The 17182-nt window shown below is 33.6% G+C and carries 14 protein-coding genes; 4 read left to right on the top strand and 10 right to left on the bottom strand.

The features are described 5' to 3' along the window. Positions 1-16 precede the first annotated feature (16 nt). Positions 17-1669: a 30S ribosomal protein S1 gene (locus tag ABWU28_RS03615; protein ID WP_353275673.1), complete on the bottom strand. Its 1653-nt coding sequence runs from the start codon at positions 1667-1669 to the stop codon at positions 17-19. A gap of 103 nt (positions 1670-1772) precedes the next feature. On the opposite strand from ABWU28_RS03615, the gene trmB reads away from it, so the two are divergent. After that, positions 1773-2417: a tRNA (guanosine(46)-N7)-methyltransferase TrmB gene (gene trmB / locus ABWU28_RS03610; RefSeq protein WP_007302420.1), complete on the top strand. Its 645-nt coding sequence runs from the start codon at positions 1773-1775 to the stop codon at positions 2415-2417. A 208-nt stretch (positions 2418-2625) separates the two neighbouring features. Here trmB and ABWU28_RS03605 read toward each other — a convergent pair whose 3' ends face one another. Then, positions 2626-3147, bottom strand: a complete 522-nt coding sequence (locus ABWU28_RS03605; protein ID WP_007302421.1) for a pyrimidine dimer DNA glycosylase/endonuclease V — start codon at positions 3145-3147, stop codon at positions 2626-2628. A 122-nt stretch (positions 3148-3269) separates the two neighbouring features. After that, positions 3270-4667, bottom strand: coding sequence for a phage terminase large subunit (gene terL, locus ABWU28_RS03600; protein WP_012481978.1), 1398 nt, complete (start codon positions 4665-4667; stop codon positions 3270-3272). A gap of 61 nt (positions 4668-4728) precedes the next feature. Between terL and ABWU28_RS03595 the strand changes: the two genes are divergently transcribed. Beyond that, positions 4729-5349, top strand: a complete 621-nt coding sequence (locus ABWU28_RS03595) for a hypothetical protein (RefSeq protein WP_353275670.1) — start codon at positions 4729-4731, stop codon at positions 5347-5349. On the opposite strand, the gene ABWU28_RS03590 is transcribed toward ABWU28_RS03595, so the two are convergent. Further along, positions 5334-6791 (bottom strand): IS4 family transposase, encoded by a 1458-nt coding sequence (locus ABWU28_RS03590; RefSeq protein WP_353275143.1) that lies wholly within the window; start codon positions 6789-6791, stop codon positions 5334-5336. The two genes, ABWU28_RS03595 and ABWU28_RS03590, sit on opposite strands and share 16 nt — an antisense overlap. A gap of 277 nt (positions 6792-7068) precedes the next feature. On the opposite strand from ABWU28_RS03590, the gene ABWU28_RS03585 reads away from it, so the two are divergent. Continuing rightward, a complete protein-coding gene (locus ABWU28_RS03585) occupies positions 7069-7356 on the top strand; it encodes a hypothetical protein (RefSeq protein WP_353275668.1) in 288 nt (95 codons plus the stop codon). Between the two features lie 365 nt (positions 7357-7721). Here ABWU28_RS03585 and ABWU28_RS03580 read toward each other — a convergent pair whose 3' ends face one another. The 6 genes from ABWU28_RS03580 to ABWU28_RS03555 all read right to left on the bottom strand — a co-directional run bounded on the left by ABWU28_RS03580 (position 7722) and on the right by ABWU28_RS03555 (position 16211). Continuing rightward, positions 7722-8678 carry an IS5 family transposase gene (locus tag ABWU28_RS03580; protein WP_213863789.1) on the bottom strand — a complete coding sequence of 319 codons (957 nt, stop codon included), beginning with the start codon at positions 8676-8678 and terminating at the stop codon, positions 7722-7724. Between the two features lie 506 nt (positions 8679-9184). Further along, positions 9185-10498 (bottom strand): hypothetical protein, encoded by a 1314-nt coding sequence (locus ABWU28_RS03575; RefSeq protein ID WP_353275667.1) that lies wholly within the window; start codon positions 10496-10498, stop codon positions 9185-9187. Positions 10499-10502: 4 nt separating this feature from the next. Beyond that, positions 10503-10826 carry a hypothetical protein gene (locus ABWU28_RS03570; RefSeq protein WP_353275665.1) on the bottom strand — a complete coding sequence of 108 codons (324 nt, stop codon included), beginning with the start codon at positions 10824-10826 and terminating at the stop codon, positions 10503-10505. Continuing rightward, positions 10795-12675, bottom strand: coding sequence for a group II intron reverse transcriptase/maturase (gene ltrA, locus ABWU28_RS03565; RefSeq protein WP_353275141.1), 1881 nt, complete (start codon positions 12673-12675; stop codon positions 10795-10797). The genes ABWU28_RS03570 and ltrA overlap by 32 nt, the downstream gene beginning before the upstream one ends. Before the next feature lie 416 nt (positions 12676-13091). After that, complete coding sequence (locus ABWU28_RS03560; protein WP_353275663.1) at positions 13092-14984, bottom strand: ankyrin repeat domain-containing protein; 1893 nt, start codon at positions 14982-14984, stop codon at positions 13092-13094. Between the two features lie 78 nt (positions 14985-15062). Continuing rightward, on the bottom strand, positions 15063-16211 hold the full coding sequence (locus tag ABWU28_RS03555; RefSeq protein ID WP_214303343.1) for a Bcr/CflA family efflux MFS transporter: 1149 nt from the start codon (positions 16209-16211) through the stop codon (positions 15063-15065). A gap of 149 nt (positions 16212-16360) precedes the next feature. Between ABWU28_RS03555 and ubiE the strand changes: the two genes are divergently transcribed. Further along, positions 16361-17059, top strand: a complete 699-nt coding sequence (gene ubiE / locus ABWU28_RS03550; RefSeq protein WP_006012444.1) for a bifunctional demethylmenaquinone methyltransferase/2-methoxy-6-polyprenyl-1,4-benzoquinol methylase UbiE — start codon at positions 16361-16363, stop codon at positions 17057-17059. Positions 17060-17182: the final 123 nt, after the last annotated feature.

Here is a 17182-nt window from a genome sequence, read left to right as displayed (position 1 = left end):
TATGAAGCACAAGAAGTTATTTGGCAGATAATATTATATTATATTTTTCAACACCTACTACTTCAACTTGTATTTTTTCTGATATAGAAAACTTTTTATTTTCTGGTAAATGCTCTTGATCTACTAAAAGGGTTACATTGTTCTCAATTTCAACGATTAGACCATTTTCCTCTCTCTTACTTACAGTAACCTGAATTTTATCCCCTACTTTAACTTTCTCTATCAGTTCTTCAAGAGGATCATACTCTATTTGTTTTACTCCAAGATAAATTCTTGTCCGATCTACGTTAGCCCTTATCACTTTTGCTTCTATTTCATCACCTACATTATACTTTTTTATCTCATCTGAATTGTTTTTCGACCAACTTAGATTTTGCATATAAATTGTTCCTTCTACGTCCTCAGATATCTCAGAATTATCAAAAGTCACAGATATTTGTGAACCATTGTTGCTTTTAACTTTACCAGAAACAATAGAACCAAGAGGATATTTATCAATAAATACTTGCCAAGGATTCTCTACGCACCTTTTTGTGCTTAAACTCATCTTATTTTTAATAATGTCAATACCGAGAATTTTTACATCCACTTCTTGTCCTATTGTTACAAAACTACTAATTGGTAAATTACTCTTGCTCCAAGTTATTTCTGATGAGTGTACCAAACCCGCAATCCCAGGTTTAATCTCAACAATGAATCCACAATCTTTTATACCCGTTACGCATCCTTTGTGTACGCTGTTAATTGGGCATTTTGACTCTAGATCTTGCCAAGGATTGTCTCCTAATTGTTTTACACCCAGGGAGATTTTTCCATTTTCTCTATCTATTTTTATAATTTTAGTTTTTATATGCTGACCACAAGAAAAAATTGCAGATGGATGACTTACATTACTCCAAGAGATATCTGTAATATGTAGCAGTCCATCTATAACTCCCACTGTATCTGATTCATGAATGCCAACAAATGCACCGTAGTGAGTGATGCTTTTTATTTTGCCTTCTACTACATCACCTTCATTTAAAGATTCTAAAAACTTAATTTTTTCACCAGCATGCAACTTCTCTAATACCAGCTTTCTTGATACTACAATATTCCCCTGCTTCTTATCCATTTTAAGAACGATGAATTTTTGTTCAGTTTCAATAAGGTGATTAGCATCTTTTATTTGCTTCAAATCCACATGACTCAGAGGTAAAAACGCACTTATTCCATCACCAAGATCAACAATAAAACCGCATTTAATTGAGCGTTTAATGATTCCTGTTACTTCATCTTTTGTAATTGCGCTTTCTTCCAATTTATTCCATTTTTCGTCTCTGATTGCTTTCTCACGACTAAGAACAACATTACCATGGTAATCTTCAATTCTTTCAACATAAACTCTAATTTTCGAGCCAACAGTGATATCATCATTACAACTGAGCTCCTTAATCAGAATTCTTCCGTCTGACTTTAAACCAACATCAACCACAATATCATTAGAATTTCTTCTTGTGATTATACCTTCTACCACATCTCCTTCTTTGATTTTGTTAGCAAAAGAATCTTCACAAAAGTTATTGTCTTGATTATCAAATTGATCTTGAAATATCTCTTCTATGAACCTATTTGATGATAGCCTCTTGATAGCAACTGTACTTTCCATACCTTTTAATTTTAACTTCATTAGAACTCATATATTATATAATATTAATAATTAGTGACAAGTAAATTCTCATTAATTCATTTCGAGAATTGTTTAAGCTATAAAAGATTAAGTTATGTAAGATATGTTATCTAGGAATAATAATTGGATTAGGTCATTTTCCAGAAGATCTAGGTTGAAGTTGAATGTTTTGGAGAAGTATTCTATTAAAAACAGCAAGGAATCTATAAAAAAGATCGTAGACTTACAAAAAAGAATACGAGTAGAAATAGGTTTCGGTAATGGTGAAAATATGCTCCATCAGGCATTCAATGAATCTGATCTATTATTTATAGGATGTGAGCCTTATTTAAAGGGGGTCTCTTCCTTGCTAAAAAGCATAGAAGCACACAGCATAAAAAATATTTTAATATGGACAGAAGATGCAAGAGAATTAATTGCCAATTTTCCTGACAACAGTGTTGAAAAATTCTTTATTCTCTTTCCAGATCCATGGCCAAAAAGAAGTCACAACAAAAGACGGTTAATTAATACGGAATTTTTAAATTTATTAGCAAAAAAAATACTTGTCACAGGTGAAATATTTATTGCAACTGATCATCAGGATTATGCAGAGTGGATAGAGTTACATATAAAGCAGTGTAATTTTTTAACCTATAAGGAAGATAGTTTTGCAAATTATACCCCAACAAAATACCACAGAAAAGCGCTAGAATATCAGCGTAAAATAAAGTTTTTTAAAGTAAATGTTATATCTAAACTGACTTAGATTTACCTCTGCTTGTTAGTACAGATGTGTACATGACACTCTATAGTGCAAGTAGCCTACCATATACTGGGAATAACAGTTTACTGAATTCTTTAATCTCACAAATAGAAAGATCAATAAACTTGATAAACATCAACATTATCAGCCAGCATTGCTTTTGCAACTTCAATTCTACCTTTTTTATGATCGGTTTGGATAATTTTATAACCTATAGCATTTTGTCTAGCAACCAATCTGGTGCTTCTCTACCTTTTTCCCACTTAGCAAATCTCATCTTTTCTTTTAGGTAATATTCTCTATATGCTTCTATTGGGTTATTACATTTATATCGATCAGGTAACGCTTGTGTAAAAGCTTGTATATCAGCTGATCGAAATATTAGCAAATCCTTGTTATTATCGCACCAATCTATAACTTCTTCGGATTTATGCGTTCTTTTGTATCGCAAGCTATATTCTATACACAATTCTTTTCCATGTTTTATTAACCAATCAAAGTTTCCTTTTGATTGTCTAGCCCATAAAGAACAAGGATGGTTTTTGTGAGTAAGTTTATATGGAACTTCTATATTCTGGTTTGTAATGCTGACTAAAGGATTTGGCTCTTTTAATGCTATTGAAAAAACACTGCTAAGCAATTGAGCAGTTTCTAGCGGCATTTTTACTATGTGCTTATCGCATAACATTTGTGCTGCAGTTACAGGATTTTCGTCTAATATAAAGATATTCATCTAAGCACCCAGAGATAGAATTTTTGCGTAGTATTTATTTCAATAAACCCTAAAATATCATTCAGAAAATGGATAAAACTCAGTTAAAAAAATTATACACAATTCCGAGGAACCTTTTCAAGCTACAATGAACGTATAGCTACCACTCTAGCAATATTATTTCTCACCCACTGAAGATATTGCACGGTACTGTCTACTTGATCGTCGTGACGGATTTCTGGAAACATTAAAATCTCATACTCAAAGTCGCTAAGCCATACTGCTTGGTTAGGGAGAAAAACCCGCTCAGATTCTATAATTGGGACAATTCGGTGAAATCGAGTTAATTTGTCATCATGTGGTACTATTTGAATAATAGGTAAATCACTGTTTTTCCTGAGCTCCTGAACCAATTGCTGACCGCTTGCTTTTGCTTCGATTAAAATTGCGTGTGGCTTCCACCTTGCAGCCAGCGACAGAACTTTCTCTTTAAGTTTTGGATATTCAAGTTTTGCGCGATATACATCGAGTAAATAGAATGTATTATCTACTTTTGTCCAGGTAGTGCAGACACTAAAGTCACTTGTATTGTTTGTTGAAATTGCAGTATCCCAACTTTGTGTTACATGCAAGAGGCTATCAGGAAAATTTTTATAGCGCTTCAACCACTCTCGTTTAATTATAGCACTTGAAAGTGGTAGAGGGTTTTGTTGGTATTGAGCAGCAAAACCATAACTCCCAAGTTCAGCTTTTATCATCTCAATTTCTTCTTTTCCTTCAGTTAGGGAATACAACAATTGACCTTCTTTTCTTGAGTATATTTCCTGTTCATGCTCTGGAATATGATTATTAACTGAATAAATAATCTCCTTATCTTCAGCTATTATTGGTAAACAGACATGATGCCATATGTTTCTTGGTTTACAGAGGAGGTGACCAGTTAAATCTTCTAAATGGAGTCTGTGCATCACAAGAACGATAACTCCTTTTTTTCTGTCGTTGAGCCTGGTTACTAAAGCCTGATCAAACCAGTTTGCAGCACGCTTTCTAAATGTTTCGCTCAAAGCTTGTGCGGGACTTAGTGGATCATCCACGATAATGAAATCTCCACCTTCACCGGTTAATGTTCCCCCAACTGATGTTGCAATCCTACATCCTCTTTGCACTGTTTGAAATTTATATTTAGTGTTTTGATCTTTGCATAATTCTACTTTCGGAAATAGCTCTCTATACCAATCAGATTGCATTATGCACCTGGTATCGAGTGAGTGCTTTTCGCTGAGGAGCCGAGAATAACTTGCAACTATTATTCTTGCAGTTGGCTGATTTCCGAGTATCCATGCGGGCCATGCAACACTTACACAAATAGACTTCATTGAACGCGGAGGCATATTGAATATTATTCTTTTCACTTCACCTGAACTTGCCGCTTCAAGCCTATCCGCTATGACTTTTATATATTGATAATCATTATACTCACACCCCGGTACTACCGTTTGAAAGCATAATTCAATGAATTTTAAAAAGTTTATATTGTTCATAAAATTGAGATTTTGTTGATTTTTTAAGATTTTTTTGTATAATTATAGTGAGAGTTAAAATATGAAAGAAACAAGAGAGCAAACTGAGAGAGAATTTATAAAAACTCAAAACGGGATAAAAATAGAGACAATTACGCTTCTTGGTAAAAATCAAAACAATAATCGAGGTGAAAAACATCTGATATACTTTATTGGTGGAAATAGAGCGTTAAGCCCTGGTAAAGATTATTCCCAAAATTGGAATTGGGCCACAGAGCAAGGGATAACTGTACATCTTTTTAATTATCCTGGACTTGGTTTAAGTAAAAACAGTTCATTGATACGTAGCAATAGAGTTAAATCTGGTATAGCAGTTGTAACTAACTTATTGGAAAAAGGTATAAAGCCAGATGATATCATATTGTTTGGAGACTGCCTAGGTGGACATGTGGCTGCAGAGGTTCATAAAAATTTTAAGTATAAGGATATACATTTAAGATGCATCGTTAGCAATGCCGCTAGTTCACTTAAACAAGCGTCTCTTTATTACTTTGGTTTTATGGCAAAGTTAAAAATTTTTCTTGCTCCGATAATCAGATTGGTACTGAAGATTTTTGGCTGCCACTGGAAGACATATAAAATCGTAAATTCAATTACTCCTTATACAATGTACTTTAATCCTCACTTTTACCCACAATTTTGAGAGGTCATGATGTGAAGCATAACTATGCTCTCCTTAAGATTTTCATAGCCCCGCCATAGAGTCATAGCCCCTGGTAAATTATCACTTTTTCTATTCATAAATCCACCTAATTTTCCTAACCAAATAATAGCTTGTTTTATGTTTGGAGGTTCTTCTGGTAATGTAGCTACTTTATGCTCACGTATGAAAAGGGCCTTCCACTCTTCATTGCTTAAAATTTTAGTACAGGTTTCCATGGGATTTGATAAAGCGACTTTTGTTAAATATAAAATTTTAAATGCAATAATGCTCTTTATAGCAATTAATTTCTGTAGCCTTTCCTTTGTAGTTAAACGAGAGCTTTCTATTTTACATCCTGATTTTAAAACCCTGAAATACTCCTCAATTTTCCATCTTAGCTTATACCAATTTATCCTTTCTATAGCATCTAAAGTGCTATTAACTGGTACATTAGTCAACAAAGTCCAATCAATAGCTTCCAATCCTTCAGGAGGATTTGTTTCTTTTGCACTTACCACATATACAGGGATTTTATCACTTATTTTATGCACTCTGTCTTTTGATCCATAAATTGAAGAAGATCTGATAGGTATATAGCCTTTCATATACTTAACTTCAATATTAGCTTTCCTTGATCTTTGGTTTCTACCTTTATTAACTTCTAGAGAAATTTTCTTCTTTACTGGCAGTTGAGTGATGCGTGTTTGCAAATCTGTTTTTCCAATTTCAGTGCAGATAAATCTTCTATTAGTTCGATTACGGATTACATAAAAACTACCTAATGTCTCAGTGATCCATAAAAATTTGAAGATATCTGCCTCTCTATCACCAAGGGTAACAAGTTGTACATTTGCAGGAAGGTTGTTTATGCTTTCTTTGAGAGCTGTTATCCACTTATAACTTTCTTTTTCTTCTATGGAGGTACGGTATTTCCTGTTTGCTTTTTCTTGTGACGTTTCTTTTTCCCTAATAGAACGTGCCCAACATTGTTGAGAAGATAGACCTAAAGGTAATCCGTCTTTGCTGACTATTAAGGCACTGTGCAACAGTAAACCCATTTTATGCTTCGTATAAGCTTTAGAAATACTACCTAGCCTCTTGGTTTTTATATGAGAGTCAAAATCCAAATAACTTGTATCTTGAACTGAAAAAACAAACTGATTTCCTTTCATTCTCTCCATAGTTTCTTTGTAATGGGAAGAATAAATTTCCTTATCCTTAAGCTTTTCATTGCTAAATAATCTGTATGCACCCTTAGCTTCTTTCCATCCACTACAGCTTTGATTAATTGATCCAGACGCCTTACCCTCTATACAATAGCCTGTTTTAATAAGTCTCTTATTAAGTCTTGTATCTCCTAAATTAACGTGTTTTAACTCTCTTTCCAGCCATTTATCCCCTAAGCCATCAGTATATTGCACATTTGTACTTACTTCACTCATTTTAATCCCAAATTTATTTGGTATCCATTTTACTCGCTTTTTTATTTGTGGGTAAAAGTGAGACTTTAATCGAGAGGGAGATAAAACGATAAAACAGCCAGCGCAACTTGCAACAGAAATAGAAAAAATAGATCAAAGCGGTAGAAGAAAAGATTACCAAAAAAAAGAAGTATTTGAAGGATTTGAGGAATATGAAGAATTTTTCAAGCAGCATACAACATTAAGAAAGAATGATAAATGTATTGATTCTAAAAAAGCTGATAAAGATATACATAAATTGCCAATTACGTGTTTAAAGTCTTCCAACAAAACTGATTACACTTTTCCTGAGTTGATTAGTTTATATATTCACATTACAGATGAATATTTTTCTAAATATGGCTCATTAAATAATGAAGAGAAGATTAAAGCATTTAAAGAAAGTAAATTTTATAAAGATTTTTCAAGCTGCAAAAATTCAAAGGGCTTTTTGCATAATCACATGAAGAAGCAAGAGATGTCATTTCAGCATGTGATAATAGAATCTGGGGAAAAAAGACCTTTCTTGACAAGTCAAAGAAGGTAGTTGCTCTTAACTTGACGCGTATGCTTTCTTCAATATTTTAGCCATCTGTATCTGTTCAGATGCATGCAAATATTGAAACCAGTGTTTCTTTTCTTATCATCCGAGTACTGGGATCCAGAAGAATTAATTGTGAACAAATAGCTATACGATATTTTCAATGAAGTTACAAAAAAGCTGTATTCCACACTGGAATGACACCGTCATAAACTGCTAGAGGTCTTCATAATGTCATTCCAGTCCTCATAGTGTTTATCCCGGCCTTCATAATTTCATCCCAGTGTCCTCTTTCTCTTGTCATCCCAGTACTTGATACTGGGATGGCTTTGTTGCACAGCTCTTCGGATAGTGGGTAATGTATAATAAATTCATGAAGCTATATCAAACTTAGCCATGCCTATTTCAGTAAATTTGTTAAGCAAATAACACTTGAGTAGCAGTTCCTTCTCACGATTAATCTCAGATTTATTCCTAAAACTAAATCCAAATATTTGCTTCAGTCGCGAGAAAAAACTTTCTATATAAGATCTCTTCCAATAATTTATCTCTTTTTTCCACCTCTTCATACCATCTTCATCATATGACTTTATGAGCTTGATTGTAGAATTTCTCTCATTCATATAATCCAACTTTGGATGCTCTACTGCATTATTTTGCGGAGGAATCCTTGTCTTTATGTCAAGCTCATCGCACAGTTTGTATAACTTCTTTCGATTATATGCCCTATCTGCATATATCGTGCTTATGTTATACTTGGTATCCACTCTTTCAATAAGATCACAGGCTCCATAGTGGTCGGAATAAACTCCACTACTGTATTTTGCAGCTATAACTTTTTTACTACCTATCTCTAGCATTACATGTAGCTTTCTTGTTTGCTCATAGCGGCGATACTTTCTATCTGTACCATTTGCCTTACTATGGCCTGGAATATTATTGTAGATGCTGATACCTGTACTATCTATAGCAATTTCAATATCTTCCATATCGTTCTTATCAACTCTGCAGTCGTTGATTTTGATATTAAGCTTTTTAAACCTTCTTGAAGCCTGCGAATAGCTGATAATTTGCAAAATTTTCCCTATTTGCTCAAGATATTTCTCTATAAATCCCACTGTTTGCCTAAGACCAATCCTGAATAGATAGGTTATTATGTGAATTAGAATCACTACTTTGTCGCTGTAGACATTGTTGCCACCTGCTACTTTTGGACTATTTTCGTACCAATTTTCAATGGCATCGTTGATATAATGAAAAACATTTCCCCTTTCTTGAAGAAATTTGTTATATTCATTGCAGTTACTGACTTTCATTCTTATTGGCATATTTTTCCTTTGTCGGCTAAATATCTATTTTATAACAAATTCCATCAGTAACTGCCTGTTCTTTCCTTGAGTGGTGCAACAAAGCCTACTGGGATCCAGATGCATGGCTAATGCTGAAACCAATACTCCCTTTTCTTGTCATACGAGTACTGGGACCCAGAAGACTCAGGTAATAAGAACTAGATTCCAGCGCCACGCGCTGGAATGACACCGTCATAAACTGCTAGGTCTTCATAATATCATACCAGTACTGGGATCCAACTAAATTGGTGAACACTTTACAGCATTTTTGATAGAAAGAACTAGATGCCAGTGTCAAGCACTGACCCATTTTTTCCTTAAGTTTTTGCAGCTTGTGTTCTATTACAAAACCACTGCGGTACTAACGAGCGGCAAAATGGTAGCGAATCTAAACTAAAAAAATACATTTTTACACTGCTTGAAAGTCTACTCGATTCAATTTTAAAAACAATTATTGAAACAATTATAATATACTTTGTGCGTGGTTAAGATAGCTCTGGAATAGTATAAAGAACTATGTCATCATTGAAGAGAAATTCATCTGTTGTTTTGTACTCTTTATTAATTTTATAAGAATCATAAACATCGTAATCTGCTTTTGTATGGTAATCACAATATTGAAACTTACCCTCTTTATTGAAAAAGCCAAATTGATCAATTAATGTAGCCATTTTCTCACGTTTTGCTAATTCAAATACATCAGCTGGGCAGTGGCCTGAAGAATCTTGATTAGTAGTTCCTTTTGCAATAAAAAAAGATGGTTTATCGTTAAGTAACTTGCAGAAATTTGGCTTATATCCCTTTTTCATATAGTTTAAACTTGTATACTGGTATTCATCTGGAACATTTGAGTATTGAGAATCATACTTTTTATGTTCAAAAAACTCATTACCTAAGAAATTACAAAATGTTAATTTATAATCATCATTATTACTAGACTTAACGACTTTAAGATAATGAAAGTTTCTAGGAATTTTTATCTCTTCTTCTGTAACGTGATTATGTATGACCAATTGGTCATCAAGCATGCAGTAACCTATTTTTGGTAAAGTAGCTACAAGCTTACCGTTTAACATGATATCTGCTTGATAGATATTATCCGATAATTCTTTTCCCTTTTGCAAAGTAAAATTCTGCCCTGCCTTAGCTGGTGCACTGCATTGCTCAGTTTTAGTTAAGTTTTTTATTATTGTTGATATCTCACTAATTTCTAATATATCATGCTCATTTTTTGTGTATTGATACTTATAGCAACTACCATCTTCACATACTGGAAGACATTTTCCTTCTTCATCTGATATATAGATATAATCACCTTCTATTGTAAAATAAAGTCCACCTTTTTCTTCTTGAATTTTTTGTAGTACTGGGTCATTTTCATCGTTAAAATTGATAAAATTGAGCATTCCAATAAAATTATTTCCATCATCATTACTCATTATGAGTTCAATAACAAAATTATTACTGTCTTTTATGTACTTACGTGAAATTAACGCTTCTTCTCCTAATTTAAGCTGTTTTATAATATTCTCTTGATTCTCGCCTATGATAGCTTTTTGTTCTATAATAAAGTCCGTGCCATTTAATTTCAGAGGTGAGTTGTTTGTAAATAAAACTATCTCATCACCCTGCTCCTTTAACTTTAAATCATTAATATTCCCTACTTCAACTATACCAATATGTGAAGAAACAGTATTAACATTACCTTTTTCCTTTACTATGTAATATACAGTGGGAAGTTTAATCAATTTTTTATAAAGCGGATTTTTATCGTCTATTTTAAATATATGTTTTTCCATGATATTACCTTAAATAACCAACAACTTGCTGATTAATGGCACTGAGGCTACTAGGAGGAGCAACATAACTCATAAAACTCCTTGGCTGCTCATTATCTGCCACTATTTTTTCAGTATTAACGAAAGCTCTTTTCTGCTCATTTAATCTTTTTTCCATATTATCTTTAAAAATAGCCAAACATTTACCGGTTTGTTTGTAATTAGGGAATGATTTTTTCGCAGTTACACACAAGAACTTCAACAACTCGTTATGATTTTCATCATTAAGTAATGACTTATTGATAATGGTTGACTGGTTATCTAAGTGAAGAAGGTTGCCCCTCCTCACTCGACTTCAAAACCGTACGTGAAACTTTCGCTTCATACGGCTTCTCTCTAGCTTGGTGCTTTTCATGCATACTTCTGTGTAAATTATCGTGACAATGTCCATGTAGCATAGATAAGTTTGTGATTGTATTATTTTGCTTATTTTGGTCCTTATGATGTATTTCTAAGATATCACCATTCTTAAACCAAAGTTGACAACAATCACACTTACCTTGTTGCATCTTCAGAAGTTTTATTGTTTGTGGTGATTTATCAAGTATTTTACTCATACGCTTTCCCCAATAAGTCCAGTCTCCATCATATGGAGATTTGGCTCCAATCACTTTGACATGTCGTTTAATGTCATGATCTCCGTGTTTAATAAGACGCATTCCGTTACTTGTCATATATCGCCATTTATCGTTACCATACTTCTTGAAGTATTTTCTTTTGATCCAACATCTTCCTTTGTTTTGGTGTTTAAACATTGCCCATTTCCAAAGTTTTCTAAACATTGTATTATCCATTGCACCAAAGGCTTTAGATGATACCACCGAAGCGTAGTATTGACACCATCCTCGAATAATTGGATTAAGGTGACTTATTACTGCTTCTTGTGATTCACCACGCATTTTCTTTAGCTTACTTTTAATGACTAATGAGTGTTGTTCTATAGAGTTACGACTTGGTTTGATGATAGACTTGTATGACATCTTATTGTGTTTTGTTGGATATTGCCGTATTGTAAAACCAAGAAAATTGAAACCTGGTTTTATTCCTTTCAGGAATTTTTGAGTATGAGAAATTCTTGTTTTTGAAGGGTTCAACTCTAATCCAATAGTTTTTAACCATTCTTCAATCAGAGTTTTTGCTTTCAAAACAATTTCCTCACTTTCATGAAGTACTACAAAATCGTCTGCATAAGTGATTACGCTGAGTGATCTTTTCGCATTTTCCCTACATGTTCTGCCAGGTTTCGTTTTCCTGTAGCTAATTAGCTCCTCTGCCATTATTTCTTTCAGATAATTTTCTAACCCATGTAGAGCAATACATGCCAGTAATGGAGAAATTGTCCCTCCTTGGATTGTACCGCTTCTAGATGGTTGAAATATCCTATTTTCCATCACACCTGCTTTCAACCATCCTTTTACTATCTTCCTTAAAGTTGGTGTGGTATTGAGTTTTTCTAACAGTATATGATGATTTATATTATCAAAACACCCAGAAATATCAGCATCTAAAACAAATACTGTTTTCTTGATGAGTGCTTGAAATATAGCTTCAATGGCATCATGACATGATCTACCAGGTCTAAAACCATAAATGTTGGGCTCAAACTTTGCTTCCCATTCTGGTTCTAGCATCATCTTAACAAGTGTTTGTTTTGCTCGATCTGTTATTGTTGGTATCCCTAATGGACGTTTTTCACTTTTTCCAAGCTTTGGAATCCAAATGCGCCTTGATGGCTTTGCTCTCTCCTTTATATCTAAGGATTTTGCCAATTGCAATCTTTCTTTTTGATTAAGGTTAGCTTTTCCATCAATACCTGCAGTTCTTTTTCCTCTATTGTCCTGAGTTACCTTTCTCACAGCGATCATCCTAGCACTTGTCGATTTTTGTAATAATCTCTGAAGCTCATGCATCTTTTTGATATCATTACATTTAGAAGCTCGGTAAATTCGTTTTTGTAGCTTAAATGAAGACTTTTCTAGCTTGCGCCAAGGAACTTCATTCCATTCATACCTAACTTTTTGTTGGCTCATAACATATTCACTACTATTCATAACTTTACCTTCCAAGTTACAGTGTCCACGTCTGCGTATCCTAAGCATTACTTTAGGCATTAGCTTTTTAGACAATCCTTCCAACATAGAAGCTTGCAGTTGGCTACTTGCTTATTACAAAGTATAATAAGAGCTTCTATGTGGTTACTCCGTTCCATGAAACCGTTTCGCGTCAGATTTAGGTTCTTATTTTTTTTTTGCCGGGAGATCGGAAACATCTTGATTAAACGAACCAATTCTAATCATCCTTATTCTCCATACCTTTTGGTCTATGTGTACCAACCTTATTTCACATATTCACAGTAACGACAATTCAAACATAAGTTTCTTTCGTAACCTTACCTGACTCTTCTTGGGAGAATTTATTATAAGGTTTAACATTACTCCCTTTTAGCCCATGCTCGCACCTTAGGTGTTTGCCAGTTTCCTAAAATGTGGGCTATAATTTCAGCCAGATGTTATGGCGGATGGAATTTAACCATCACAATTTCATGACTTCCGGGTCACACTGGTTCATCAGATCCAAACAACCATGAAAAAAAGCCACCAAAAAATGATGCAATTAAAGAAAAGGGCTTCATAATTATATTAAGCAAATTATCGAAAAAAGAGCTCGGTTGCTCTTCATTTGTCGATACTCTATTTTGTGTAGGTTCTGCATAAGGAAGATGTCCATTATCAGCAGCTTCAATTTTTACATCACTTTCTTCTTCTGCACTGATCTCCTGTGATTCTTCCTCTTGTTCTTGTAAACTTAGTTGGGCATTACCTTCTTGCTCAGCATCTTCCTCTTGACCTACTTCATTATCTTTTGATGCTATACTGTCATCAATTTTTTTGGGGGGTTTTAGTAATAGAGTTTTTATTTCTTCTGTGCTAGCTAAATCTAAAGGAGTCTTTCCATATTTATCTTGTGCATTAACATTTGCTTCTGCGTTTATTAGAGCTTCTACTATCTCTTTTCTATCATAGTTTGCAGCCCAATGTAAAGGAGTCCTCTCATCCTTATCTACTGCGTTAACATTTACTTCTGCGTTTATTAGAGCTTTTACTATCTCTTTTCTACCATATCCTGCAGCCCAATGTAAAGGAGTCCTCTCATCCTTATCTACTGCATTAACATTTGCCTTCATTCCTATTAGAATATCGACCATCTTTTCACGGCTCCACGATACATTAGGCAATGTATTCCAGTTGTTTTTTTCAATTACCAGGTGTAAAGGAGTCTTTCCATCTATATTTTGTAAATTAACATTGATACTTTCTACTTTCAGTAGATCGTCCAATTCAGGTATCTCCATCGCTTTCTTTTTTAAAAAAAAATGCAAAGGAGTCTCTTTATTTTTATCTGTTAGATTAACATTGATGCCTTTTTTGTTCAGTAGAGTATAGAATTTATCTGTATCTATATCTAGGTCTATTTTTTGAAGAATTAAATGTAAAGGGGTTTCTCCTGCATTATTTTGTGCATTAACGTCTGCTCCTTTATCAAGTAGAAATTTTACTATCTTTTCTGTATCTTTATATCTACTTTTAGCAGCAAAATGTAAAGGGGTACTTAGATCATCACTTTGTGCATCAACCTTTGCTCCTTTGCTGAGTAGAAATTCTACTACGTCTTTATGTCCATATTTAGCAGCAAAATGTAAAGGGGTGCTTAGATCATCACTTTGTGCATCAACCTTTGCTCCTTTACTGAATAGAAATTCTACTACACCTTTATGTCCATTTTGAGCAGCCAAATGTAGAGGAGTCTCTTCAAATTCATTTTTTGCATCAATTTTTGCTCCTTTGCTGAGTAGAAATTCCACTACGTCTTTATGTCCATTTTGAGCAGATAAGTGTAGAGGGGTCTCTTCAAATTCATTTTCTGCGTTAACCTGTACTTTTTCTTCTCTATTTAACAGATTTTCTACATCATCAATATTACCGCTTTTAGCAGCTTCAAGCAATTTGTCATTGGCATCTTTTATGCTTTGTAATAGATTTTTTATTTCTTCTGTCTTAGCTAAATCTAAAGGAGTCTGTCCTTTATCATTTTTTGTATTAACATTTGCTTCTTTCTTTAATAGGTCTTCTACTGCTTTCAAGTCGCCAAGTCTGGCAGCCAGATGTAGAGAAACCTTACAATGCTCAGCTTTTACTTCTTCGTATTTATTTAACACGTGGCGTTCTCGAGAAGAGTCATAAGCAATAAAATCTGCTCCATTATCTAATAGAACTTTTGCTATATAAGAATGATTATTTTTAACAGCCCAATATAGAGAATTACCTTGAGATCCATCATATGCATTAACATCAGCTTCTTCAATTATTAGGCGCTTTGCTTCATTAAGATCACCTCTTTTAGCAGCATCAAGTAAAGCAGCATCTATATTTCTGATTGAATAATTCATTTAACACTTCTCTATAAAATTGCATTACTATAGTAAGGTAATTAATAATTCATGAAATCTGGGTTGTAGAAATAATGATTATCCTTCGTGTTTTTCAGTATATTTAAGTAAACTATATATAAGAATTGCAATTATAGAACATACAACTGTTAATAGTAAATTTGGTAAAATGCCATAAGAAAAGAATTTTCCTACTATGTATATTCCAACAGCCCCAAACATCATATTGCAAAATGAGAGAACTGCACTACCAAGCCCTATACTTTTGACCGTTTCTAAAGCAGAAGTTACGTTATTGCTGATTACGAGTGCAAGTCCTATATTGCTTGGAATCCAAAGAACTTGAAGAATAAGTACGTTCAATTTGTTCATGAAATAAAAATATACCAATAAACCATCAGATATTATTGGTAATACCAAACCTATGATTAGCATCTTGCTCACTCCTATTTTTGGTACGTACCTTCTGTTAATTAAAGTGCCGATTACGTAAAATATGACTATGATTGATATGAGATAGCCAAAATATTGTACTTCAATACCCATTGATTCAAATATGAACGGATAGTTAGCAATGTATGCCCAAAGCCACATGAAAGTTAATCCATGAATGGCTGAAAACCCAAGAAAACGATAATTCTTAAATATTAATATATACTGCTTGAAGATATTAATGCTGGCTTTACTTTTATTTACGGTCACCGTTTCTTGTAGTTTCGAGTAAATAAAAATGAGCATAATAATTGCAGCAAGTGATATGATAAAAAACAAAAATTTCCAACTATAACCATGTGAAATTATATAACTGCCTACCACTGGAGCTATTCCAGGTGAAAGCGCTACTACCATATTTAACTTTGAGATTACTCTTGAGTATTCACTACCTGAGTACATATCCCTGATTGCTGCATATCCGACAACGCCTGCAACACCAGCTCCAGCTCCTTGTATAAAACGGATTAATATTAAAAGTATAATATTATCAGCTATGCAACATACAATACTTGCCAAAGTAAAAATTGTCATACCAATAAGCATTATTAGGCGCCTACCATAATAGTCTGACAATGGGCCATAAATTAATCCAGATATTGCAATTCCTAATAAATTTAAACTGATCGTAAGCTGCGCTATATTACCTTTCACCTTAAAATAGTTGGCAATACTTGGCAATGCAACTGAGTATAAGTCTGTTGCCATATCAACAACTGCTACAGATAATATCATAATAAGAGAGATGATATTTTGTGAAAAAGCTGTCGACACTAATGATTTACTGGATTAAATATGTTTAATTGTAGTATATTTTTCTCATTAGTATATTAATTTAACTGCTAAAGTTTAAAATAATTATGTAAGCAATCTCTATATAAAATATGGATAAATCACAACTAGTTAAAGAGGTTTTCGATTCTGTAGCAAATTGCTACGACATCATGAATGATATAATGAGTCTTGGAATGCACAGGCTATGGAAAGAGAAGATGGTAAGTAGTGTGCATTTTAAAAAGAACTCCAAGGTTTTGGATATTGCTGGAGGAACCGGAGATATAGCTATAAGAATAGCAAGAGGTGAACCAAGTGCTCAAGTTACAGTATGTGATATAAATCAAAACATGCTGGACAAAGGGCGTGATAAAGCAATAAATTCAAATCAGCTAAATTTCAATTGGGTATGTGCAAATGCAGAGAGCTTACCATTTGAAGATTCTGAATTTGATTATTATACAGTAGCTTTTGGTATTCGAAACTTTTCTGACCGTAAAAAGGCTTTAAGTGAAGCATATAGGGTATTGAAGCAAAATGGACAATTTGTCTGCTTGGAATTTGCCCCTATGCATTATCAAAATGAGATATTCACCAAATTTTATGACTTATACTCATTTAAAGTAATTCCTAAAATTGGCAGCATAGTTGCTAAAGATAAGGGTTCTTATGAATATCTAGTAAAAAGCATAAGAGAATTTCCAACTCAGACTAACTTTAAAATGGAAATTGAAGAGGTAGGCTTTAAGAATGTTGAGTTCCACAATATGAGTTATGGAATAGTAGCATTACATATTGGAACAAAATAAACTCTGGTCTATTCAGTAGTTTTTTTGCTAACTTTCTGTAATTTCGCAGCGTTTTTCCTTCAGAAGCTAAAGTTTCTTGAACGTATTGTTCTAAGGAAGTACACTGTAGACTAATGCTGTAAC

Source organism: Wolbachia endosymbiont (group B) of Pilophorus perplexus (assembly GCF_964028155.1).
Taxonomy (GTDB): domain Bacteria; phylum Pseudomonadota; class Alphaproteobacteria; order Rickettsiales; family Anaplasmataceae; genus Wolbachia.
The sequence above is the reverse complement of the archived record's forward strand: the minus strand, read 5'-3'. Positions and strand labels throughout refer to the sequence as shown.